This is a genomic window from Pseudomonas sp. YeP6b, from assembly GCF_025642995.1.
In the GTDB taxonomy this organism is placed as follows: Bacteria; Pseudomonadota; Gammaproteobacteria; order Pseudomonadales; family Pseudomonadaceae; genus Aquipseudomonas.
Map to the genome: position 1 here is coordinate 5,398,915 of NZ_CP080090.1, position 21,841 is coordinate 5,420,755.

The window sequence follows — 21,841 nt, forward strand, 5'->3', positions numbered from 1 at the left end:
ATTGCGGTAAGCGCCTTGCCCGGTTGCCTACGCTTACGTCAGAATCCGCCGGCTTGTGCGCTTGGGTGGTGGTCTCTAAGGTTGGCCGGTCGCTGAATTTCTCGGCGATCGGGTTTAGTAGCCCGAGCCCCCTCACCAAAAGTGCATGAGCTTCATCAGTAGGACTTATTTGTCTGTACTTGATGGTGGCTGTGCGCAGGGCGCCCTCGTGGCGCGCCGGTTTTGGTGTGGGCACCGGTCTACTAACCTGCGTGCAGCCGCCACCCTTCGTTTAGTAGCGATCAGGTGGTGGCTCAGTTAGAGGCCCCACCTATGTTCAAAACAACGCCGAATCCTCCGCTTAACGACACAAAACGCAACAAAGCCGCCCATCGCGCGATTGATCACTACCTCAATCCCACCACCGAACCCGCACCAGAAACCCCTTCTTTGTGCACTGTCAGCCCCGACACCAGCCCTGAAAGCCTGATTGCCAACAGCTACGAAACCGTGTGTTCCGTCAGCGCCTTGTTGCTCGACCTGTCCGATGACCTAACCGGCAAAGAGCGCGACGTGGCCCTCGCCATTCATCAACTGAGCGAGCTATCAGTCTTGATGGTAGGCAAGGCCATGGACCAGCAAACACCGCGAACCTAAAGCCCTACTCGGTCAAAAATGTGGGAGTTGGCTTGCCTGCGATGGCGGCGGGTCAGCTACAGATGGGCTAACTGACCCACCGCATTCGCGAGCAAGCCCGCTCCCACATTTGGCCCCTGTGCACTTCTCGCCCTCGCTGTCGTTCCCGCCCCCTGCTAGATTGGTCATCTCCATCGTCAGGGAAGCACCATGGGACACTCACTGAAAATCTTAGGCCGCACCTCCTCCATCAACGTGCGCAAAGTGCTCTGGACCTGCCAGGAACTGGGCATCGACTACGTGCGCGAAGACTGGGGCATCGGCTTCAAGCCCACCCAGTCTGCCGAGTTTCTCGCTCTGAACCCCAACGCCCAAGTGCCGGTGCTGATCGACGACCATGGCGTGCTGTGGGAATCCAACACCATCTGTCGCTACCTGATCGGCCTTTACCAACGCACGGACCTGCTACCCGTCGAACCCGCGCCCCGTGCGCGCATCGAGCAATGGGTGGACTGGCAAGCCGTGGAACTCAACCGCGCCTGGGGCGATGCCTTTACCGCGCTGGTGCGCAACAACCCGGACGGCCTGGACGCTGCGCAGATTGCCGCCGCGGTACACCGGTGGAATGACAAGATGGGCCTGCTGGAGCAACAGCTGGCGAAAACCTGCGCCTATGTGGCCGGCGATGAATTCACCCTCGCCGATATCCTCATCGGCCTCTCGGTGCACCGCTGGCAGAACACGCCCATGGCGCGCCCGCCCTACCCCGCCATTGCGGCGTACTACCAACGCCTCAGCCAGCGTCCAGGCTTCAAGACCTTTGCCCTCGACGGTCATAACTAACACAAGGACACTCCGTGAAAGGACTCAACGTACTGCTCACCGGCGCCTGCGGCAGAATCGGCAAGACGTTTTTCGAAGCCTCGAAAAACCGCTACCGCTTCACCCTCACTGACCGCATCGCGCCGGATTTCGACCTGGGCGAGCACCGTTTTGTGCACGCCGACCTCAGCGACAAGTCCAGCTTGGCCGCCCTGCTCGACGGCATCGATGTGATCGTGCACCTGTCGGGCATCCCCCACGCCAGCGCTTCATTCGATGAGTTACTGCCGAACAACATCCTCGCCACCACCTACTTGTTCGAAGCCGCCGTGGCCGCCGGGGTTAAACGCCTGGTATTCGCTAGCAGTGCGCAAACCATCGAAGGCTATCCGGTGGACCGGCAGATCACCCCCGGCATGCCGGTATTACCCGCCAACCTGTATGGCGTGAGCAAATGCTACGGCGAAGCGCTGTGCGGCTATTACGCAGCCAAGACACCCCTGTCGACCATTGCCCTGCGCATCGGCGCGTTCGAATTCCCTGAAACCCACGACCTGAACAACGCCCGCGACCTCAGCGCCTGGCTCAGCCCGCGTGACGCCGTGCAACTGCTGCAACGCTCGGTAGAGGCCGAGGGCGTGAAGCACCTGATCGCCCATGGCATTTCCAATAACCGCTTCAAGCGCCTGGACTTGAGTGAGACCATACGGGTGTTGGGTTACCAGCCAGTGGATGACGCGTTCCAGACCTTCGAGATCCCCATCACTTATTGAGCCCCGCGCCATAAAACCTTTAAACCTGACACCCTGGCGCAATAAATCAGCGAATGTGAGGCCTGCCGCACGTAATTTCACAAGCGCCGATTTCCGTTAGCCCGCTAAGATTCCAGGTCACTGCTCCTGGAATCCGCTCCATGTCGACACTCACTGCCTCAGCCACGGACAGCATCGACCCAATCCGTGCCGCTCATATCAGCGCGCGCATTGACCGCCTGCCCGCCGTCGCCACCGTCTGGCGCCTGGTGGCGTTGCTGTCGATTGGCGGTTTTTTTGAGCTGTATGACCTGTTCCAGACCGCCTATATCAGCCCCGGTTTGATCAGCGACGGGATTTTCCACACCGGCAGCGAAGGCGTATTCGGCTTCTCCGACCAGGCAGCGTTTGCCTCGGCGACCTTCCTGGGCCTGTTCCTCGGCGCCAGCCTGCTCAGCCCCATCGCCGACCGTTTCGGGCGCCGGGCAATCTTCACCTTCGCGCTGATCTGGTACACGATCGCCACTGTGTTGATGGGCATTCAGACGTCCGCCCTGGGCATCATCGGCATGCGCTTTCTGGTGGGCATTGGCTTAGGGATTGAGCTCGTGACCATCGACGCCTACCTCTCGGAACTGGTGCCCAAACGCATGCGCAGCTCGGCGTTTGCCTTTGCGTTTTTCATCCAGTTTCTGTCGGTGCCGGCGGTGGCGTTGATGTCGTGGTGGCTGGTGCCCCAGGCGCCGTTTGGCATCTCCGGCTGGCGCTGGGTGGTGTTGAGCAGCGCGGTGTTTGCGCTGTTTATCTGGCAACTGCGCAAACGCCTGCCAGAATCACCGCGCTGGCTCGCACAGAAAGGCCGCTTTGACGAAGCCGGGCAGATCATGGACAGTCTGGAGGCGCGCTGCCAGAAAGACCACGGCAAACCGCTGGATGAGCCTGAGCCGCAAGCCGTCAGCGTGCAAGGCAACGGCCGCTTTGCCGATATCTGGCAACCGCCGTACCGGCGCCGGGCGTTGATGCTGATTGTGTTCCACGTGTTCCAGGCCATCGGCTTTTTCGGCTTTGGCAATTGGTTGCCAGCGTTGCTGTCGGGCCAGGGCGTGAGCGTGACCCACAGCTTGATGTACGCCTTTATCATCACCCTCGCCTACCCGCTGGGGCCGTTGCTGTTTGTGAAGGTGGCCAACCGCTTTGAAAACAAATGGCAAATCGTCGGCTCGGCCATGGGCGCGATGATCTTCGGCAGCCTGTTCGCCCTGCAAACCACAGCAGTGGGCCTGGTGATCTGCGGGGTGATGATCACCTTCTGCAACGCCTGGCTGAGCTTCAGCTATCACGCCTACCAAAGCGAACTGTTCCCGACCAACATCCGCGCGCGGGCAGTGGGGTTCTGCTATTCGTTCAGCCGCTTGTCCACGGTGTTCAGCAGTTTGTTGATCGGCTTTATCCTCGAACACTTGGGCACGCCTGGGGTGCTCGCGTTTATTGCCAGCAGCATGTTAATCGTGATGATCACCATCAGTTGGTTCGGGCCGCGTACGCGCAATTTGGCGTTGGAGAATATTGCGCACTGACGGCAACGCTTGGCCGCGATCTGGACAATGTTTGCCGCGACGGCCGCGCCATCTCCAATAAAACCGGGGGCATCGCCTCCGGCACACTATTTGCTCCACCTGTGGCACCGAACATATCCACAGGTAACCGATCATGCTGGTTAACAACAACACCCAAGCTGTGTCGACCGTGCAACAGCTCAAGCGCCCCGACATGGACCCCGCCAACGCAGCCGCCAGCGCGCTGTACAGCGGTGCCGTGCAAGCCGCGCAGCAGAGCGTGACCGTGCCGACTGCGCAAAAGGACCTGGACAAGGCCAACGACCGTATCGACGAAGCCTTCGCCAAGACCCGTGTGCAGTTGCAAGCCACCACCGCCGCCCCTACGGCGTCGACGGATGTGCCGGCGGCCGGCTCGAGCACCAGCACCGCGCGTGCCGACTTCACCGACTACATGAGCAAAACCCCGGCCGAACGCATTCGCGAACAGCTGCTCAAGGAGCAGGGTTTGACTGAGGCAGAGGTGCAAGCCATGCCACAGGAAAAACAGGACGCAATTGCCAAACAAGTGGCTGAGCGCATGAAGCAGCAGCAAGAGCAGCAAGTCGCGGCGAAGACCGCTGACCCGCAGGCACAGAGCGTGAAAGAGACCTTGGCTGCGATCTGACTACGTAGCTTTTGAGGAGGGGAGTAACTCTGCTCCCCTCCTTGCGCAAGTAACCTTACAACGCCTTGCCCGGTTGGTCGGTAGGGGCGCTGAACATGTGCTCCATCTGTGCTGAAAAGGGCACGTTCACATTCAGCGTCTTGGTCGCAATCGGCGATTCAAACCACTTCACGTACAGCGCCTTGGCTTCCCCGGAGGCCATCAAGCCCGCCAGGGTCGTGTCGACCGTACGTTTTAACGCTGGGTTATTTTTCGGCATGATCAACGCCAAGTGTTCAACCACCAGCACATCCGGCAAAAACTGATAACGCGCAGGCTCGGCGGCGCTCGCCATTAACGGGGCCACCACCACTTCATCAAACACCAGGCTGTCGGCCTGGTTCTCGACCAACAACTTGAAACCCTCGGTCAGGTTCTTGGCAGGCACCTTTTTAAGGCGCCAGCCTTCGCGCTTTTCAAGTTGCTTGACCACCTCACCCACCGTGGTGCCGTCAACGATCACCACAGACCGGCCATTGAGATCCTTCAAGGTGTCCAGCTTCTCACCCACCCGGGAGACCACTTTGATCGAGGCTGCAAAGGTTGAAACGCTGAAATCAACCTGCTTCTGGCGCTCCGGCGTATTAGTGGTGGAACCACATTCCAGATCCACCGCGCCGCTGCTGACGGCACTGATACGTTCTTTGAAACTCAAGGGTTTGAAGCTCAAGGCCAGTTCGTCGAGCTTGAGGTTTTTCTTCACATCACTGGCGATACGCCGGCACAGGTCGATGGAGTAACCCACCGGCTCACCGGCGCCGGGTTGATAGGAGAACGGCAGGGCCTCAGCCGGATAACCAATCACCATGTGTTTCGTTTCGCGGATCTTTTCCAGAACGGCATCGTTCGCGGCAACGCCGGCTGACAGCACGCACAGCGACAGAAATAAGGCACCTTGCAACTTCATAGTTAGTCCAACTCAGTGAATAAACCTGAGTTTTATACCGCCCCCCGTGGAAGCACTCTGTAGGGTAAATCGCAAAGCTCGCTGCCGGCCCAGGGCCGACCGCGAGCGCCAAGACGTTTACTGCAGCTGCAACGTCGAGTTGAACTGGCTGATCGCATCCACCACATGCCGTGAGCCTTCCTGAATCTCCAGGATCACCTGCCCCGCTTCATTCGCCAGTTCAACCCCCAGCCCCGTGCGACTCAGGCTCGACTGCATGCTCGACACCGCACTCAGCGACAGGTCGTGGTTCTTGCGCACGACATCAACAATTTCCACCGTCGCCTGGCTGGTACGTGCCGCGAGGCTGCGCACTTCGTCGGCCACCACCGCGAAGCCGCGCCCATGCTCGCCGGCCCGCGCCGCTTCAATCGCTGCGTTGAGCGCGAGCATGTTGGTTTGTTCGGCAATGCTGCGGATGGTCTGCACGATGGAGCCAATGATGTCCGACTGTTTGTTCACCGCATCGATGCTCTGGGCCGCCTGGTTCAAGTCGTTGGAAATGGCTTCGATGATTTGCACGGTTTGCTGCACCACCTGCGAACCTTTGCGTGCACAGGCGTCGTTTTGTACCGACGTGGCGTGGGCCGAATCGGCGGCGGTGCGCAGGGTGGTGACCTGCTCGGTGATGTCGCTGGCAAACTTCACCACTTTGTACAGGCGCCCGTTGGCGTCGAAGATCGGGTTGTAGGAGGCTTCCAGAAACAGGGTTTTGCCGTATTTGTTTTTGCGTTCAAAGCGATGGGAGTGATATTCGCCGCGATTGAGCGAGGCCCAAAAGGCCTTGTACGCTGGGGATTCCACTTCGCCGCGATGGCAGAACATGCTGTGGTGCTGGCCGATGATTTCTTCACGTGAATACTGCACGGTGCGCAGGAAGTTGTCGTTGGCATTGAGGATCTGGCCTTGGGGCGTGAACTCGATCACCGCCATGGAGCGGCTGATGGCATCGATCAGGCTCTGGTTCTCGTGTTCACGGTGGACCCGTGCGGAAATATCCGACGCCACCTTGATCACGCTCTGCACCTGATTGCTGCTGTCCAGCACCGGCATGTAACTGGCCTCGAGCCACACCTCTTCGCCGCGCTTGTTCAGGCGCATGAACGTGCCGCTGAGGGCTTCGCCCCGCGCCAGGTCGCGCCAGAGTTTGGTGTAGGCCTCGGTGTGGGTGTAGGCCTCTTCGCAAAAGAGCCGGTGATGTTTGCCGCGAATCTCCTCGACGGTGTAGCCCATGGTTTTGCAAAAATTGGGGTTGGCGTCGAGGATCACGCCATTGCCGTCGAACTCGATCATCGCCATGGAGCGGCTGATGGCGGCGAGTTTGGCGTTAGCTTCGGTGAGGGCACAGGAGAAACGTTCGATTTCTTGCAGGTCGGATTGGTGGTGGCGGTTGAACATGGTCAGATCACCCTAGATTCCCGGCGCCCGTGGAAGGCGCATTCCATTCTTCAGTTGGCTATTGCTGGCACACCTTCATAGGGAAAAAACCATCCAAAACGCTATATATGCCAAACGTCATCAACGGTTCTGGGTGAGCATAGACTCGGCTTGGCGCTATGCAAGGCCATTATTCAGCCAGCATTTTTAACAATGCGCTGACGGCAGCCGAGGTCGGAAGGGCTGGTGAACCGACTAAGGCAAACTCACGGTACAGCGGGACCGTAAGCGGCATCACGCGCAGGCCGTTGCGCTGGGCCGGCAAGGCCATTTCAGGCACTAGGGTGACGCCGACGCCTTCGCGCACGAGGCTGTAGGCGCTGTTCCATTCGCGCACTTCCACGCGGATGTCGCGCAGGCTCAGCCCGGCGTCTACAGCCAGGCTGCGGGCATTGGCGGTACAGCCACCGGTGGCGAGCACGAAGGGTTGTTCGAGCAATTCCTCAAGCGACACGCTGGCATCGGCCGCACGCTGCGCCAGTGGATGGTGGGTCGGCAACACCGCCATCCACAGGCCGCGACCCAATACCGTGGCGTTGCGCTCGGGCTTGGGGTTGAGCACCACGCCCAGGTCGATCAGGCCGGCGTCGAGCAAGGTGTGCACTTCGCTGTCCGTGACGTCCAGGGTGGTGACCTCGATACCCGGGTTCAACTGACGAAAACGCTGCAACAACGGCGTCAGAACGGTCGCCAACACCATCGGGAAACTGGCGATGCGAATACTCCCACGCAGCAGCGGGCGCGCTTCATCCACCGTGGTGCGAATGGTTTGCAACGCCCCCATCATCACCCGCGCCTGCTCGATCACACTCAGCCCCAGCGCAGTGGGCAAGGTCTTGCGCGGCTCACGAGTGAACAGTTGCGCCCCCAGCGTCGCCTCCATGGACGCCATGGCCTGGCTCGCGGCGGACTGGGTCATGCCCACCTGTTCGGCAGCCGCCGTGATGCTGCCGTGATCGGCCACAGCCACCAACAAACGCCAGTGCATCAGGTTCATCATGGCAGTAGCTGTCCTTATGGATGGGGTTTGAAGGTTTAATTTTACGCAAGGTGCCATGCCCGTGAGACTGGCGCAAATCCAACGGAGCGGCCTTAGATGAAACTGTATTTTTCCCCCAATGCCTGTTCGCTCGCCCCGCATATCGTGCTGCGTGAATTGGCGTTGCCGTTCGAGCTGGTGCGGGTGAATAACCAGGCCAAAACCTTCGCCGGCGGCGAAGACTTCCTACAAATCAACCCCAAAGGCTACGTCGCGGCGCTGCAACTGGGCAACGGCGAAGTACTGACCGAGGCAAGCGCCATCCTGCAGTACCTGGCCGACCTGCAGCCCGCCGCCCACCTGGCCCCGGCCAATGGCAGCTGGGAGCGTGTGCGCTTGCAGGAATGGCTGAACTTTATCGCCAGCGAGATTCATGGCGGGCTGGCGATTTTCTTTAATGGTGCGATTCAGGGTGAAGTACGGGCGATGTTCCTGGCCACGTTGTACAAGCGGTTTGCGATTCTGGTGCAGACGTTGGAGCGTCAGGATTATCTAATGGGCGCGCAGTATTCAGTGGCGGATACGTATTTGTTTGTGGTGCTGCGCTGGGCGGGGTTTCACGAGATTGATTTGCAGCAGTGGCCAGCGTTGGCGGCGTTTGAGCAGCGGATGGGTGAGCGGCAAGCTGTGATCGCCGCATTGGCCGCCGAAGCCGCATGACCTGAAATGCAATTCACTGTGGGAGCTGGCTTGCCTGCGATGGCGGTGAGGATTTCGTCGTTGGAAAAGTTGAGCGCGCCGATGTACAGGCCGTTGAGAAAGTCGATTCAGATCGGTTGCATTGTCTGCTCACTGATTAAAATCGGATGTTTTTGTGGCGAGCGGGCTTCCTGTGGCGAGCCCGCTCGCCACAACAGGCCCGCGGGTTGCAGGAAGCCCGCTGGCCGCAGGGTTTAGGGGGCCTTGAGCACGATCTGCTGCACATCGACCTTCTTGGGGATCAGGCCGTTGGCAAAAAACAGGTCGGCGGTGCGTTGCTGGTTGGCGATGTCCACGGCTTCCAGTGGGCGAATCGGTGCGGGTGAGCGGTGTTCGAAGTAGCTTTTGACCACGGCCGGTGGCAGGCCCAAAGTGTTGGCCATCAGTGCGATGCTGTCCTCGGGTTGGTCCAGGGACAGGCGCTGGGCCTTGGCGAGGGTCTTGATAATCGCGCCGACGGCCTGCGGGTGTTGTTTGGCAAACGGGCTGCTGACCACAAAGAAACTGCCGGCCGGGTTGAGGCCTTGGCCGTCGCCTAGCACACGGGCGGAACCGTCGACCACGGCAGCGGAGTAATACGGGTCCCACACCACCCAGGCATCAACCTTGCCTTGTTCGAACGCGGCGCGACCGTCGGACGGCGACAGGTACACCACGTTCACATCCTTCCATTGCAAACCGGCGCGCAGCAGGCTTTTGAGGAACAGGTTGTGCGCGCTGGAACCCTTGAGCAGCGCCACGCGCTTGCCCTTGAGTTCGGCCACGCTTTGAATCGTGCTGGCCTTGGGCACCAGCACCGCTTCGGTTTTACCCTCGTTGGGCTCGACGGCGAAGTACTGCAAATCGATGCCGGCGGCCTGGGCGAAGATCGGCGGGATGTCGCCGATATTGCCGATGTCCAGGCTGCCGCCGTTCAACGCCTCGATCAGCGGCGGGCCGCCGAGAAACTCAATCCATTGCACTTGGGTGCCGGGCAGTGCCTCTTCGAAAAGCTTGTGCTCACGGGCCAGCACCATGCTCACCGAGCTTTTCTGATAGCCGATGCGCAAGGTGGAAGGTTCGGCGGCTAAAACCGCTGCCGACAACACAACTGAAGCCAGAATCACGCTGAAAAACTTAACCATCACTGTCACCTCTGATCGTTCCCACGCTCAGCGTGGGGATGCATCCTGTGACGCTCTGCGTCACGACTTTAGAGCGGGACGCGGAGCGTCCCTGGCGGCATTCCCACGCGGGGCGTGGGAACGATCTACAGGCTTGCCTTGACCTTGGCCGCCACGTCCGCTGGTACCCATTGTTGCCAGACTTGCGGTTGCTCTTTGAGGAACGCCAGCGCCACTTGGCGTGGCTGTTCACGTTTCTCGCTCATCTGCGCGAGGATGCCGTTGAGCAGGTCGATCGGCAGGTCGACTTTCTCAAACAACGTCACCAGTTGCGGGTACTGCGCCTTGAACGGCGCCGACACGCCAATCGCCAAGTGCGCGGGCATCGAGCGGGTGCCGATGGGGTGTGGGTTGTTGGCGTCGGCCAGGGTCTTCCAGGCTTGTGCGTTGAACGGCGGCTCCTCTAGCTTGATCAGCTTGAAGCGCCCGAGCAGCGGGGTCGGCGACCAGTAGTAGAACAACACCGGTTTGCCACGTCGGATCGACGACGCCACTTCGGCGTCCAGCGCCGCGCCGGAGCCGGTGCGGAAGTTGACGAAGGTATCGGTCAGGCCATACGCCTTGAGCTTCTGGCTGTTGACGATTTCCGAGGTCCAGCCGGTGGGGCTGTTGAGGAAGCGGCCACGGCTCGGGTCTTCGGGGTCGCGGAACACATCTTTATAGCGCGCCAGGTCGGCCACCGACTTGAGGTCCGGTGCCAGGGGTTTGATGCCGCGTTCGGCGTCGCCCTTGATCACGTATTCCGGCACCCACCAGCCTTCGGTGGCGCCTTTGACCGTGTCGCCCAGACCGAACACTTTGCCTTCGCTTTCAGCCTTGACCCACGCAGGACTGCGCCCGGCCCACTCTTCGCCGATCACCTGGATGTCGTCCTTAGCCAGGGCGGCTTCCAGGCTCACGGTGCTGCCGGGCAAGGTGTCGGTGGGCAGGCCGTAGCCTTTCTCGACGATCAGGCGCAGCACTTCAGTGATCAGGCTGCCGCTTTCCCAGGTGATGTCGCCGAAGTGGATCGGTTTGACCGGTTCACCAGCGGTGGCTGGCTGGGCCAGGGCGGTGAGTGCCAGTAGCGAACCACCGAGCAGGTTTTTTAGTGTTCTCATGAGTAGCCTCTTGGAGATTCGATTCACAACACATTCAAAGTGGGCAGCTCCCACATTCGATCTGCGCAGTCGTCAAGATCGGTTGAACGTCATAACTGAGCCGCGTGCAGTGGAACGCCCCTTCCGGCGCGGTCGGCGACAGGTAGCTGTGTTGCTGGCCCGGCGCCGGCGGCTGTTGAAGTCGTCGGGTTTGGTTGAGCGCGCGGGCCATGTAGTCACTGACCGAGCGCTGGGAAATCCCCAGTTCGGCAGCGATCTCGGGATACGTCAGGCCATTGAGTTGCGACAGCAGGAAGGTCGCCTTGACCTTGGCCGGCAAGCCGTCGAGCAACTGGTCGATGGCCTGCAGGGCTTCGAGCATTTGCGCCAGGTCTTCGAGCGAAGGCGCGGTGCAGGTTTCGTCGTTGCCCAGGGCGTCGAGGTAAGCGCGCTCCAGGTCACGGCGGCGCCACAGCTGGTACATCAGGCGCTGGGCGATGGTGGTGAGTAAGGCGCGGGGTTGGCGGATTGGCGTCACACCCGACGAGCTCAGGAGTTGGACGAAGGCGTCGGCGGCGATGTCTTCGGCGTGGGCACGCGAATCCAAGTGGCGGTGCAAACGGCTGCACAGCCAGTCGTAATGACTGCGGAACAATCCGCCCACGTAATCGCAGTGTGAAGTGTCGGCGCCGGACATAGTGGCTCCATCTGAGTAGGTTGCGCGTTATGTCCGGTGTTCCGGTGGAGCGATCCTAGCAAGGCTAGCTTATTCTTTAATAATATTTAAAAGGTATTTTTATATAACTTATCGTTCCAACCCTCTGCGTATGAAAGCGTGACGCGGAGCGTCACAACAGGCGTTCCCACCCAGAGCGTGGGAACGATCAGTGCAGGTTTGGATAACCGGCGCTGACGGCTTGTTGTTGGTAGCCCAACAGCACGTGGTAGTCGTCTTCGCTGGCGGATAAAACTTCTTGAATACCCAGCGTTTCGACGACCTGCGGCAAGTCCTGCAACGCCAGGTTCATCGCCTGACGAATCTGCGCCACCTGTTCGTCGCGCAGATGCAGCGGCCCGATGTAGGGCAAGGTCGGGCTTGGCGCGCTATGGGTGACGATGCGCAGCCCCGCCACCTCCTGCGGGGCGAAACGGGCGAGGTAGTCGTAGGTGACGCTGTCGATGGCGGCAAGGTCGGCGCAGTCTTCGCGCAGCCAACGCAGGCTTTCGCGGTGGGCGCCACTGATGCCGACACGGGTGAAGAAACGGCCGTCGCGCTGCAACGGCGCGAGGCGTTCGCGCAGCAGGTTCATGCCGCTATTGGAGTCGTGGCCGTTGATCACGCCGCGGCTGCTGTAGAAGTCCGCCAGGGCGGTGCGCGGGTTGTCGTCGCGGGTCAGCAGCAGGCTGCAATGTTCGCCGTGGCTGCTGTGGGCCAACTCGTAACGTGGGCGCCCGATCACCCGCACCTGGCCGCGCAGTTGGGTCATCAGCGGGTAACCGCAGGTTTGCGTGACGAGCAGTTCGGGCGCCCGCCACAGGCTGTGCAAGTCGAGGTGGTCGGCGTTGCGCCGGCTGAGGTTCAGGCGCTCAAATATGCGCGTCAGCCATTGCTGGTTGGCTTGCTGCACCGCTTCGGGCGCGACGTACATCAACAGCTCGGCATAGCGATCACTCATGGTCGTCTCTCACGCAAAAGGGTGCCGGGGGCTGTCGATGGCCTTGAGGCCGTGACGGCTGATCAACTGGCCGTAACCTTGCACCAGAAAACCACCGTTGCGCGCCAGCCACTGTTCGCGGCGGGCGTGGTAGACCGTGGGCAGCAAGTACCAGGGCAGTTTCGGCAAGTCGTGGTGCACCAGGTGCAAGTTGTTGTTGAGAAACAGCCAGGTCCACGGCCAGGCGGCTTCGTTGAGCACGGTGCGCTGTTCCGGTTGCAGGTGCGGGCGGTGTTCATAGTAGGAACGGATCGAGGCCAGGGACAAGGCTGGCACGCTGACCAGCAGCAGGTAATGCCACACCGGCATTACGCTGAAGTGGGCGATAAAGCTGAGCATCAAGACCGTCACGGCGCCGTGGGCCAGCCACATCGGCCACACCTGTGGCAGGCGTTGAAATTCCTGGCGCGCCAATCGACCAATCGCCAGCGGGGCCGCGAGCAGGAAACGGCCGAGCACGGTTTTGGTCAGCCAATGCACACCGCGTTTAAACAACGAGCTGTTGTCCCATTGGGATTGATTCAGGTAGCGGCTTTCCGGGTCGATGCCCGGCAGGGTCAGGTCTTCGTCGTTGTGGTGCAGCAGATGGCTGTTGCGGTACAGCGTGTAGGGGTACCACACGGCAAAGGGCGCGTAGCCGAGCAGTTTGTTTACGAAGAGGGAACGGGTGGGATGGCCGTGGAGCAATTCGTGTTGCACCGACAGCCACAGCGTCACCAACGGAACCAGCAACAGGGTGCTGAGCCACAGGCCCAGCCAAGGGCTGGCGAGCATCACAGAGAACCAGCCGGCATACACGCCGATCAGCAGCAGCCAGGTCGGCCATTCGGTTCTGGCGGTAAAGCGGTGCGCCAGGGCTTCGATTTCCCGGCGTTGGGTCAGATCAAGGTAGTTGGCCATCGGCAGCTCAGAGCAGGTGTTTCCTGCTCTGTGCAGCGAGACCTAAAAATCTTGCAGATCGTTTGGTTCTAAGCTTGTAACTCAGTGACCGAACAGGCCTGTCTCGGTTTTCTTGGCCTTCTTGTCGGCGCGTTTTTCATCGGCGGTTTTTGCCGGTTTCTTCTTCGCGGCTTTCTTTGAATCCATACCTTTGGCCATGATGCATGCTCCACTAAAAGGGGATGTAACAATGGGTATACCACCTATTGCCGGGCAGAAGGCGCTTATAATCCCCGGCCCTTGAAAACGCTGGCTTAAAGACCATGCCCGAACTGCTCATCGAACCGCTGGCAGAGCCACTGTGGCCGCTGCTGAACAAGTTTTACCGCAGCCATAATTCACCGATGAAGGCGCTTAAGGGCGGGCGTTTGTGGGTGGCGCGCGACGGCGAGATTGTGGCCGGGCTGTGCCTCACGCCCGTGGTCGGAGGGCAGTGGCTGACCGGCGTATTTGTTGACCCTGGGTTTCGCGGCCAAGGGTTGGCGGCGCGCTTGATTGTGCAGGCAGTGGCCGACGTGGAAGGAACGGTATGGCTGCTGTGCCATCCTGATTTGGAAGCTGTGTATCAGCGTATGGGTTTCAGCCAGGACACGGTGCTGCCGCAATCACTCAGCGAGCGGTGGGCGCGCTACAAACGTAACAAGCCAATGATTGCCATGGGCTTAGAACGTTTGGTGAGGTCGACTGCGGATAATGTGTGATCGACCTGTGCGGGGCCCGTGCTAGCCTCGGTGGCACAGTGCCCCCTTACAGGACGATCATGAAAACGACGCTCGCAGCTCTATCCCTAGCCGCCCTGCTCTTTCCAGCTTTCAGCCAAGCAGCCGACGCCCCCATTACTGCCCAGCAATATTCAAGCGTATTGGCCGGCAGTTGGCGCGACCCGGCCAACAGCGCGCGTGACGGCTATCGCCATCCGCAGCAGACGTTGGCGTTTTTCGGCTTGGGCGCCAAGCAGACCGTGATAGAAATCACGCCAGGCGGTGGCTGGTACAGCGAAATACTGGCGCCACTGCTCAAGGACCACGGGCACTACATCGCCGCCGTGCAGGCCGCCAGCAGCAGCGCCTACGCGCGCACCTCTGAAGAAAACCTAAAGAAGAAATTCGCCGCCGACCCAACGCGTTATGCCAAGGCCGACGTGGTGGAGTTCGACCCCAAGGCGCCGGTGTTCGGCAAACCTGCGTCGGCGGATGCCGTGCTGACCTTTCGCAATGTGCATAACTGGGTGGCGGCGGATACCGCCAACGCCACGTTCACGGCGTTCTACAGCGTGCTCAAGCCGGGTGGCGTGCTGGGCGTGGAAGATCACCGCGCCAAGGACGGGGCCGATCTGGAAGCGATCAAAGACAGTGGTTACCTGACCACAGCGCAGGTGGTGAAACTGGCCACGGATGCCGGGTTCAAGCTGGCCGGGCAGAGTGAGGTGAACGCCAACCCCAAAGACACCAAGGATTATCCAGGTGGCGTGTGGACGTTGCCGCCGACGTTGAAGCTGGGGGAGCAGGATAAGGCTAAATATGTGGCGATTGGGGAGTCGGATCGGATGACGTTGCGGTTTGTGAAACCGGCCAAATAGTCTGAATGAACGCAACACCAATGTGGGAGCTGGCTTGCCAGCTCCCACATTTTTGATCGATGGTGTGTCAGGGGGCTATTCGTCCGCCGTGGGACCCATATCCGGAAACATCACTTCGATAAACCCGAACTTGCTGAAGTCGGTAATGCGCGATGGGTACAACCGGCCGATCAGGTGATCGCATTCATGCTGCACCACCCGCGCGTGGAAGCCTTCGGCGATGCGCACAATCGGCTCGCCCTTGGGGTCGAAACCCTCGTAGCGAATATGCTGATAACGGTCCACGGCGCCACGCAGGCCAGGCACGGACAGGCAGCCCTCGTAGCCCTCTTCCAGTACTGGGCTAAGCGGCGTGATCAATGGGTTGATCAGGATGGTCTGCGTCACCGGCGGTGCGTTCGGGTAGCGCTCGCTGGCCTCAAAGCCAAAGATCACCAGTTGCAGGTCGACGCCGATCTGCGGGGCGGCGAGACCGACACCGCCGACGTGCTCCATGGTCTGGAACATGTCATCAATCAACTGCCAAAGCTCGGGGCTGTCGAACATCTCCGGCGGAACCGGCGGTGCAATACGCAGCAGGCGCTCATCGCCCATTTTCAGAATTTCATGGATCATCGATCAGGCTCAATGGGTGTGGGCTTGGAGTGGTCCCGGCCTAGGCCTGAGACGTGCTGTTTTTCATCCGTGTAAGAACTTGCATCGGCGTTTTCTTCAAACTCCTTTTCCCCCGGGTCCTTGCCTTCAGCCGACATGTGTTCGATCACGGCATTCATCTCCGCGCCCAGCAACAGCACGGCAGCGGAAATGTAGAAGTACAGGAGCAGGACGATGATCGCACCGATACTGCCATACATGGCGTTGTAGTCGGCGAAGGTTTTGACGTAGTAACCAAAGCCCAGGGAAGCAACGATCCACACCACCACGGCGAGCACCGAGCCTGGAGTGATGAAGCGGAATTTCTGCTCTACATCGGGCATCACGTAATACATGAGGGCCACGGCGAACATCAGCAAAATCACGATCAGCGGCCAACGCAGGATGGTCCACAAGGTGACCACAAATTCCTGCATGCCGATCTGCCCGGCGAGCCACCCCATCACCTGCGGGCCAAGCACCATCAACGCGGCGGCGGCGAGCAGCATGCCGGCGATGCCGACGGTGTAGAACACCGAGAGCGGGAAGCGCTTCCAGATCGGTCGACCTTCGACCACGTCGTAGGCGGCGTTCATCGCGCTCATCATCAGGCGAACGCCCGCCGAGGCAGTCCACAACGCAATCACGATACCGACGGACAGCAAGCCACCCTTGGATTGCTGCAACTGGTCGATCACCGGGTTGACCTGTTCCAGCGCCTGGGGCGGCAACACCAGTTCCGACTGCAAGCGCAGCCAGGTGAAGAAGTCCGGCAGATGCAGGAAGCCGATCAGGGCAATGAGAAACAGCAGGAAGGGGAACAACGAGAACAGCATCTGGTAAGCCAGTGCCGAGGCATAGGTGGGCATTTCGTCATCGACGAATTCCTTGACGGTGCGCACCAGCACTTTGTGGAGCTTGAGGCCGTCTAGTACCGGAAAAATCATAGCGTCTCCTTTCGCCGCAAAAAGAGTGAGGTCGTGGGCGACTCAGGGGCCGTTTTCTACATTAAAAGTAGCCTACTTGGCGACTTTGAAACAATTACCAGATTTTAGTTTCAACGTAAGGCATAAAAACGGCCATCCGTGGATGGCCGTCGGGCTGCACGCATACAGCCAGCGATTCAGGCTTACTTGGTGGCTTTGTTAATCGCGTCTTTGGTATCGCCGACGGCTTTTTGCACTTCACCTTTCTTTTCCTGCACCACGCCTTCAGCGCGCAGCTTGTCATTGCCGGTGACTTTGCCGACACCTTGCTTGATGTTGCCGACGGCTTCGTTAGCCAAACCTTTTGCCTTATCCGATGTGCTGCTCATGGTATTTCTCCTGGAACAATCGAGGTTTTTGGTCATTACGTAGAGATTGACCTGAAGCCGTTCAGCAGAGTTTCAATTATTTTTCAGCGCGCATTTCATCGCCGCCTGCAGGTTTGGCTTTATGTTTTGCGGCCAACCCACGAGAATGCGCGGCACATTCAGGCTATAACGCTGAATAACAGATCCCGTAGGAAGGTTATGAAACTCAATAAAGCACAGGCCATCGCCCGCAGAAACCAGGAACTGGGCGGTGCCGTACTCGGCGTCAACAACTGCCACTTCACCGACCTGGACCACAAACGCAACATCTGGTGGTTCGACCTGCCGGTGGGCCGTATTGCCGTGGGCCAGTTCGAGTGGGTTCACCTGTTGATGCACAACGCCGAGTCCGACCAGTTGCTGCACCTGAAGGTGCCGACGGCGTTCCTGCGTGAAAAGCTCGAAGGGCTGGTGGTGCGCAATGCAGGCAAGCGCAAGCCGGAGATCACCCTGGAGTTGAGTGCGGACAAAGATTCGTTCTTGAAAGATGTGCGCCCGGCGGGTGCTGGCGTGAGCTTCGCGCAGTTCGCCCTGTAACAACGCGGTAAAAATAATGTGGGAACTGGCTTGCCTGCGATGGCGGTGGGTTAGCCACATTGCAGTGGCAGTTACACCGCTATCGCAGCATAGGTATCTACGCAACTTTAAGCTTTTGACGGGTTTTTTAGGTAGATGTGAGTACATATCCGTTGCTGCGGTAACGGCTGCTTAGGGTTCCGCTCTTACAGCGGCTCACTTTTGGAAAGACCCAAAAGTAAGCAAAAGGTCTTCGCCCCACCACTCGGTGCCTCGCCTAGGCTCGGCATGCCCTCACTCCGGCCATCGTGGTTAACGGGGCGCCTCAGATCAAGATCAAAAGCAAGAGCACGGCGGCCTAGTAGCCGACCTGAGTGGTAGAAGCAAAAGCAGGGCAGAAGCAGAGCACCACCCTATCTAGCTGATGTAATGAGATCCCAATGTGGGAGCGAGCAAGCCCGCTCCCACAGTTTTGACCGAGTTTAACTGCCAGCACCGCAGTGCTCTGCTTTTCTGTGGGAGCTGGCTTGCCTGCGATGGCATCAACTCGGTGTACTTGATAGACCGAGGTGTCTGCATCGCAGGCAAGCCAGCTCCCACATTAGATTGAGTTCAGTTTCAAATATCAGGTCGGCTGTCAGGCCGCCCTGGCTTCGCTTTTGATCTAACCACTCAGGTCGGCTACTAGGCCGCCGTGCTTTTGATCTTGATCTTAGGCGCCCCGTTAAACCACGCTGGCCGAACGCAGGCTTTGGAGCGGGGGTAACCCGGCAGGACGCCGGGTTAGCCGCGATGGGCCAAGGATGGCCCATGGCGGCGGCCCCCGCTCCAAAGCCTGCGTGAGGGCACACCGAGCCTAGGCGAGGTGCCGAGTGGTGGGGCAAGAGCCCTTTTGGTTACTTTTGGGGCTCTTTTCCAAAAGTGACCCGCTGTAAGAGCCAGCCCTTTCAAGGTCTTTGATAAAATGCCCCAAAACTCCAGTCAAGGTGACGAAAGCGATGTGGGCAGAAGTTCTAGCGCGGTTTGAGAAAAAAGCACCGACCAGTGTCATGACTAGAGTGATATTGGAACAGGCTGTTCCTGCCGAATGGGTCGATCAGGTGTTCGAAGAGCATCGTCAGCGGCAGTACCCACGTGAGCTTTTGTTTTCAACCATCGTTGAACTGAAGTCCCTTGTTTCATTGGGTTTACGACCTTCATTGCATGCTGCAGCGCGGCAGATGGAAGACCTTCCTGTCAGCTTGGCGGCGCTGTATGACAAGGTCAGCCGCACAGAGCCTGCGCTCCTGCGCGCCCTGGTCACCGGCAGCGCAGAGCGCTTGGCACCGACGATAAAAGAGCTGGGGCACTCAGCCACTTTGCCTGGCTGGCAACTACGGGTCGTTGACGGTAACCACCTGCCTTCCAGCGAAAAGCGTCTGAGCGCTTTGCGCCGTGAACGGGGCGCCGCCCGGCCCGGTTTTTCCGTCGTGGTTTACGACCCCGATCTAGACCAAGTCGTCGATCTTCAGCCTTGTGAAGATGCCTATGCAAGCGAACGCGTCAGCGTGCTGCCATTGCTGGAAAAGGCCAGTGCGGGGCAACTGTGGATGGCTGATCGACTCTACTGCACGCTACCGGTCATGCAGGCCTGCGAAAATACCGGGGCCTCGTTCATCATTCGCGAACAGAGCAAACATCCACGTCTGCTTAAGGAAAACGACTGGCAGGAGCCTGTCGTGGTCGCGGCAGGCAGCGTGCGCGAGCAAATCATCGAAGTAAAAGGTGATCACCAGTGGCGGCGAGTCGAACTGAACCTGCAAACCCCCACCGAATCCGGCGACACCACGCTGCGGTTCTGGAGCAACTTGCCCGACTCTATCAGTGCTGAGCAAATCGCCGATTTGTACCGCCGTCGCTGGAGCATCGAAGGGATGTTCCAGCGCCTGGAAGCGGTGTTGGACAGTGAAATCGAAACCTTGGGCAACCCTAAAGCAGCCTTGCTGGGGTTTGCGTCGGCCGTGTTGGCTTACAACGTCTTGGCCGTGCTCAAACGCAGCGTTGAGCAGGCTCATCACCAGACCCTGACCGACGATTGGGAGGCATCGATTTTCCACCTGACGGTCCAGGTACGCAGCGGATATGAGGGCATGCTGATTGCCTTGCCGCCAGAGTCCTTATCAATCCCCATTCCCGCAGATGGGCTAGCTCCATACTTACTGACGTTGGCGAAAAACGTCTTACCCAAAGCCGTCGCCAAGAGCAAACGAGGTCCGAAGGTGCCTAAACCCAAGGAGTGGCTTAAAGGTAAAGCAGCGAACGCCCACGTGTCGACGGATCGGGTGCTTAAGGCCGCTAAAGTCAAAAGACCTTGAAAGGGCTGGCTGTAAGAGCGGAACCCATAGCAGCCGTTACCCAAATAACGGATATGCACCCAGCGCCCCCGCGACAACCAAAGAACTCAACCCATAAAAAAATGTGTAGATACCTATAGCTATCGCAGGCAATCCAGCTCCCACAGAGGCTAGTGTTTCGCCAGCAGCAGGCAATAAAAAACCCCGCATTGGCGGGGTTTCTTATTGGGTTACTTTTTAAGTCCCAGCTTCTTCAGTTCTTCATCGCGCAACTCACGGCGCAGGATCTTGCCTACGTTGGTGGTCGGCAACGCATCACGGAACTCCACGGCCTTGGGCACCTTGTAGCCGGTGACATTGGCGCGCATGTGTTCCATCACCTGGTCCTTGGTCAGGGTCGCCCCCGGCTTGACCACGATGAAGATCTTAATGTGCTCCCCGGACTTATCATCCGGCACGCCGATGGCCGCGCATTGCAGCACGCCCGGCAGGGTCGCCAGCACGTCTTCCAGCTCGTTGGGGTAGACGTTGAAGCCGGAGACCAGAATCATGTCTTTCTTGCGGTCGACAATGCGCATGTAGCCATCCGGCTGGATGATCGCGATGTCACCGGTCTTCAACCAGCCTTCGCTGTCGAGGATCTCGGCGGTGGCATCTTCGCGCTGCCAGTAGCCCTTCATCACTTGCGGGCCTTTGACGCACAGCTCGCCGATTTCACCGAGGGCCAACTCGACGCCGTCATCGGTGATGACTTTGCACACCGTCGATGGCACTGGAATGCCGATGGTGCCGATCTGGATGTTCTGAATCGGGTTGACCGTCGCCACAGGGCTGGTTTCGGTCATGCCGTAACCTTCGCAGATGTTGCAACCGGTCACGTCTTTCCAACGCTCGGCAGCTGCCAATTGCAGCGCCATGCCACCCGACAGGGTGACTTTCAGCGCGGAAAAATCCAGCTTGCGAAAGCCTTCGTTGTTGCACAGCGCCACGAACAGGGTGTTCAGGCCGACAAAGCCGCTGAACTTCCACTTCGACAGTTCCTTAACCATCGCCGGCAAATCGCGCGGGTTGCTGATCAGGATGTTGTGGTTGCCGATCAGCATCATCGCCATGCAATGAAAGGTGAAGGCATAGATGTGGTACAGCGGCAGCGGCGTGATCAGGATCTCGCAGCCTTCGTTGAGGTTGGAGCCCATCAGCGCCTTGCACTGCAACATGTTGGCGACCAGGTTGCGGTGGGTGAGCATCGCGCCCTTAGCCACCCCGGTGGTGCCGCCGGTGTATTGCAGCACGGCGACATCGTCGCTCGCCGGGCTGGCATCGCTGACCGGTTGGCCGTGCCCCTTGGCCAGCACGTCGTTGAACTTGATCGCCTTGGGCAGGTGATAGGCCGGGACCATTTTCTTCACGTACTTGATGACGCTGTTGATCAGCAGGCGCTTGAATGGCGACAACAGGTCAGCGACTTCGGTGACGATCACATGTTTGACGGCGGTCTTGGGCACGACTTTTTCAGCCAGGTGCGCCATGTTCGCCAAGCACACCAGGGCCTTGGCCCCGGAATCATTGAATTGGTGTTCCATTTCCCGCGCGGTGTACAGCGGGTTGGTGTTGACCACGATCAGGCCAGCACGAATGGCGCCGAACACGGCAACTGGGTATTGCAGGACGTTGGGCAGTTGCACGGCGATTCGATCGCCAGGCTTCAAGTCGGTATGCTGTTGCAGGTAGGCGGCGAAAGCGCCGGACAATTCGTACAGTTCACCGTAGGTGATTGTCTTGCCCAGGTTGCTGAAAGCCGGTTTGTTGGCGAAGCGCTGGCAGGACTGTTTCAGTACCGCCTGAATATTTTGATACTCGTCTGGATTGATGTCTGCAGCAATCCCGGCGGGGTACTTATCCTTCCAAAAGTCTTCGTTCATGGAAGCCCACTCCTCAGCGACGCGAATTCATCATCG

General features: G+C 59.3%; 21 protein-coding genes and 2 pseudogenes. 10 read left to right on the forward strand and 13 right to left on the reverse strand.

Going from position 1 to position 21,841, the window contains the following annotated elements:
- Positions 1-312: 312 nt before the first annotated feature.
- The 5 genes from KZH41_RS24385 to KZH41_RS24405 all read left to right on the forward strand — a co-directional run bounded on the left by KZH41_RS24385 (position 313) and on the right by KZH41_RS24405 (position 4,412).
- A complete protein-coding gene (locus KZH41_RS24385) occupies positions 313-636 on the forward strand; it encodes a DUF6124 family protein (protein ID WP_242152183.1) in 324 nt (107 codons plus the stop codon).
- Positions 637-825: 189 nt separating this feature from the next.
- Positions 826-1,458 (forward strand): glutathione S-transferase family protein, encoded by a 633-nt coding sequence (locus KZH41_RS24390; protein ID WP_242152186.1) that lies wholly within the window; start codon positions 826-828, stop codon positions 1,456-1,458.
- Between the two features lie 14 nt (positions 1,459-1,472).
- Entirely contained in the window at positions 1,473-2,210 is a 738-nt protein-coding gene (locus tag KZH41_RS24395) for an NAD-dependent epimerase/dehydratase family protein (RefSeq protein WP_242152189.1), read from the forward strand.
- 140 nt (positions 2,211-2,350) lie between these two features.
- On the forward strand, positions 2,351-3,766 hold the full coding sequence (locus KZH41_RS24400) for an MFS transporter (RefSeq protein ID WP_263273883.1): 1,416 nt from the start codon (positions 2,351-2,353) through the stop codon (positions 3,764-3,766).
- 133 nt (positions 3,767-3,899) lie between these two features.
- Positions 3,900-4,412 carry a hypothetical protein gene (locus KZH41_RS24405; RefSeq protein WP_094952578.1) on the forward strand — a complete coding sequence of 171 codons (513 nt, stop codon included), beginning with the start codon at positions 3,900-3,902 and terminating at the stop codon, positions 4,410-4,412.
- A gap of 55 nt (positions 4,413-4,467) precedes the next feature.
- On the opposite strand, the gene KZH41_RS24410 is transcribed toward KZH41_RS24405, so the two are convergent.
- The 4 genes and pseudogenes from KZH41_RS24410 to KZH41_RS24420 all read right to left on the reverse strand — a co-directional run bounded on the left by KZH41_RS24410 (position 4,468) and on the right by KZH41_RS24420 (position 7,834).
- Positions 4,468-5,358: an amino acid ABC transporter substrate-binding protein gene (locus KZH41_RS24410; protein WP_094952579.1), complete on the reverse strand. Its 891-nt coding sequence runs from the start codon at positions 5,356-5,358 to the stop codon at positions 4,468-4,470.
- Between the two features lie 117 nt (positions 5,359-5,475).
- Positions 5,476-6,048, reverse strand: coding sequence for a methyl-accepting chemotaxis protein (locus KZH41_RS30550; protein WP_371917704.1), 573 nt, complete (start codon positions 6,046-6,048; stop codon positions 5,476-5,478).
- Between the two features lie 18 nt (positions 6,049-6,066).
- Positions 6,067-6,795, reverse strand: a pseudogene (locus tag KZH41_RS30555) (PAS domain-containing protein); the annotation flags it as partial.
- A 169-nt stretch (positions 6,796-6,964) separates the two neighbouring features.
- Positions 6,965-7,834: a LysR family transcriptional regulator gene (locus tag KZH41_RS24420; protein WP_094952581.1), complete on the reverse strand. Its 870-nt coding sequence runs from the start codon at positions 7,832-7,834 to the stop codon at positions 6,965-6,967.
- A 96-nt stretch (positions 7,835-7,930) separates the two neighbouring features.
- Here KZH41_RS24420 and gstA point away from each other — a divergent pair, with 96 nt between their 5' ends.
- Positions 7,931-8,533 (forward strand): glutathione transferase GstA, encoded by a 603-nt coding sequence (gene gstA / locus KZH41_RS24425; RefSeq protein WP_242152194.1) that lies wholly within the window; start codon positions 7,931-7,933, stop codon positions 8,531-8,533.
- 233 nt (positions 8,534-8,766) lie between these two features.
- Here gstA and KZH41_RS24430 read toward each other — a convergent pair whose 3' ends face one another.
- The 5 genes and pseudogenes from KZH41_RS24430 to KZH41_RS24450 form a co-directional block, all read right to left on the reverse strand.
- A complete protein-coding gene (locus KZH41_RS24430) occupies positions 8,767-9,696 on the reverse strand; it encodes an aliphatic sulfonate ABC transporter substrate-binding protein (RefSeq protein WP_094952583.1) in 930 nt (309 codons plus the stop codon).
- Between the two features lie 125 nt (positions 9,697-9,821).
- Positions 9,822-10,835, reverse strand: coding sequence for an ABC transporter substrate-binding protein (locus KZH41_RS24435; protein WP_263273884.1), 1,014 nt, complete (start codon positions 10,833-10,835; stop codon positions 9,822-9,824).
- Between the two features lie 178 nt (positions 10,836-11,013).
- Positions 11,014-11,511 (reverse strand): annotated as a pseudogene (locus KZH41_RS24440) (sigma-70 family RNA polymerase sigma factor); the annotation flags it as partial.
- A gap of 187 nt (positions 11,512-11,698) precedes the next feature.
- The gene (locus tag KZH41_RS24445; protein WP_263273885.1) at positions 11,699-12,490 is read right to left on the reverse strand and encodes a phosphate/phosphite/phosphonate ABC transporter substrate-binding protein; all 792 of its coding nucleotides are present in this window, start codon (positions 12,488-12,490) and stop codon (positions 11,699-11,701) included.
- A gap of 9 nt (positions 12,491-12,499) precedes the next feature.
- Positions 12,500-13,429 (reverse strand): fatty acid desaturase, encoded by a 930-nt coding sequence (locus KZH41_RS24450; protein ID WP_263273886.1) that lies wholly within the window; start codon positions 13,427-13,429, stop codon positions 12,500-12,502.
- A gap of 302 nt (positions 13,430-13,731) precedes the next feature.
- On the opposite strand from KZH41_RS24450, the gene KZH41_RS24455 reads away from it, so the two are divergent.
- On the forward strand, positions 13,732-14,169 hold the full coding sequence (locus KZH41_RS24455) for a GNAT family N-acetyltransferase (RefSeq protein ID WP_094952587.1): 438 nt from the start codon (positions 13,732-13,734) through the stop codon (positions 14,167-14,169).
- 59 nt (positions 14,170-14,228) lie between these two features.
- Entirely contained in the window at positions 14,229-15,047 is an 819-nt protein-coding gene (locus KZH41_RS24460) for a class I SAM-dependent methyltransferase (RefSeq protein ID WP_242152210.1), read from the forward strand.
- A 75-nt stretch (positions 15,048-15,122) separates the two neighbouring features.
- Here KZH41_RS24460 and def read toward each other — a convergent pair whose 3' ends face one another.
- The 3 genes from def to KZH41_RS24475 form a co-directional block, all read right to left on the reverse strand.
- Entirely contained in the window at positions 15,123-15,662 is a 540-nt protein-coding gene (gene def / locus KZH41_RS24465) for a peptide deformylase (RefSeq protein ID WP_263273887.1), read from the reverse strand.
- The gene (locus KZH41_RS24470; protein WP_094952590.1) at positions 15,659-16,627 is read right to left on the reverse strand and encodes a YihY/virulence factor BrkB family protein; all 969 of its coding nucleotides are present in this window, start codon (positions 16,625-16,627) and stop codon (positions 15,659-15,661) included. Before KZH41_RS24470 ends, def begins: the two co-directional genes overlap by 4 nt.
- Before the next feature lie 182 nt (positions 16,628-16,809).
- Positions 16,810-16,995 carry a CsbD family protein gene (locus KZH41_RS24475; RefSeq protein ID WP_094952591.1) on the reverse strand — a complete coding sequence of 62 codons (186 nt, stop codon included), beginning with the start codon at positions 16,993-16,995 and terminating at the stop codon, positions 16,810-16,812.
- Between the two features lie 198 nt (positions 16,996-17,193).
- On the opposite strand from KZH41_RS24475, the gene KZH41_RS24480 reads away from it, so the two are divergent.
- Both KZH41_RS24480 and KZH41_RS24485 read left to right on the forward strand, forming a co-directional pair.
- On the forward strand, positions 17,194-17,571 hold the full coding sequence (locus KZH41_RS24480; RefSeq protein ID WP_242152218.1) for a hypothetical protein: 378 nt from the start codon (positions 17,194-17,196) through the stop codon (positions 17,569-17,571).
- Positions 17,572-18,599: 1,028 nt separating this feature from the next.
- Complete coding sequence (locus tag KZH41_RS24485) at positions 18,600-19,904, forward strand: IS4 family transposase (RefSeq protein ID WP_263275136.1); 1,305 nt, start codon at positions 18,600-18,602, stop codon at positions 19,902-19,904.
- A gap of 209 nt (positions 19,905-20,113) precedes the next feature.
- On the opposite strand, the gene fadD1 is transcribed toward KZH41_RS24485, so the two are convergent.
- Positions 20,114-21,805, reverse strand: a complete 1,692-nt coding sequence (gene fadD1 / locus KZH41_RS24490) for a long-chain-fatty-acid--CoA ligase FadD1 (RefSeq protein WP_094953904.1) — start codon at positions 21,803-21,805, stop codon at positions 20,114-20,116.
- Positions 21,806-21,841: the final 36 nt, after the last annotated feature.

Excerpts from the sequence above, each read along its gene's own strand:
- def (WP_263273887.1), bottom strand. The coding sequence starts at position 15,662 with ATGATCCATGAAATTCTGAAAATGGGCGATGAGCGCCTGCTGCGTATT.
- KZH41_RS24420 (WP_094952581.1), bottom strand. The coding sequence starts at position 7,834 with ATGATGAACCTGATGCACTGGCGTTTGTTGGTGGCTGTGGCCGATCAC.
- KZH41_RS24450 (WP_263273886.1), bottom strand. The coding sequence starts at position 13,429 with ATGGCCAACTACCTTGATCTGACCCAACGCCGGGAAATCGAAGCCCTG.
- KZH41_RS24410 (WP_094952579.1), bottom strand. The coding sequence starts at position 5,358 with ATGAAGTTGCAAGGTGCCTTATTTCTGTCGCTGTGCGTGCTGTCAGCC.
- KZH41_RS24485 (WP_263275136.1), top strand. The coding sequence starts at position 18,600 with ATGACTAGAGTGATATTGGAACAGGCTGTTCCTGCCGAATGGGTCGAT.
- fadD1 (WP_094953904.1), bottom strand. The coding sequence starts at position 21,805 with ATGAACGAAGACTTTTGGAAGGATAAGTACCCCGCCGGGATTGCTGCA.
- KZH41_RS24435 (WP_263273884.1), bottom strand. The coding sequence starts at position 10,835 with ATGAGAACACTAAAAAACCTGCTCGGTGGTTCGCTACTGGCACTCACC.
- KZH41_RS24430 (WP_094952583.1), bottom strand. The coding sequence starts at position 9,696 with ATGGTTAAGTTTTTCAGCGTGATTCTGGCTTCAGTTGTGTTGTCGGCA.
- KZH41_RS24445 (WP_263273885.1), bottom strand. The coding sequence starts at position 12,490 with ATGAGTGATCGCTATGCCGAGCTGTTGATGTACGTCGCGCCCGAAGCG.
- KZH41_RS24405 (WP_094952578.1), top strand. The coding sequence starts at position 3,900 with ATGCTGGTTAACAACAACACCCAAGCTGTGTCGACCGTGCAACAGCTC.
- KZH41_RS24480 (WP_242152218.1), top strand. The coding sequence starts at position 17,194 with ATGAAACTCAATAAAGCACAGGCCATCGCCCGCAGAAACCAGGAACTG.
- KZH41_RS24385 (WP_242152183.1), top strand. The coding sequence starts at position 313 with ATGTTCAAAACAACGCCGAATCCTCCGCTTAACGACACAAAACGCAAC.
- KZH41_RS24475 (WP_094952591.1), bottom strand. The coding sequence starts at position 16,995 with ATGAGCAGCACATCGGATAAGGCAAAAGGTTTGGCTAACGAAGCCGTC.
- KZH41_RS24470 (WP_094952590.1), bottom strand. The coding sequence starts at position 16,627 with ATGATTTTTCCGGTACTAGACGGCCTCAAGCTCCACAAAGTGCTGGTG.
- KZH41_RS24400 (WP_263273883.1), top strand. The coding sequence starts at position 2,351 with ATGTCGACACTCACTGCCTCAGCCACGGACAGCATCGACCCAATCCGT.
- KZH41_RS24455 (WP_094952587.1), top strand. The coding sequence starts at position 13,732 with ATGCCCGAACTGCTCATCGAACCGCTGGCAGAGCCACTGTGGCCGCTG.
- KZH41_RS24460 (WP_242152210.1), top strand. The coding sequence starts at position 14,229 with ATGAAAACGACGCTCGCAGCTCTATCCCTAGCCGCCCTGCTCTTTCCA.
- gstA (WP_242152194.1), top strand. The coding sequence starts at position 7,931 with ATGAAACTGTATTTTTCCCCCAATGCCTGTTCGCTCGCCCCGCATATC.
- KZH41_RS24390 (WP_242152186.1), top strand. The coding sequence starts at position 826 with ATGGGACACTCACTGAAAATCTTAGGCCGCACCTCCTCCATCAACGTG.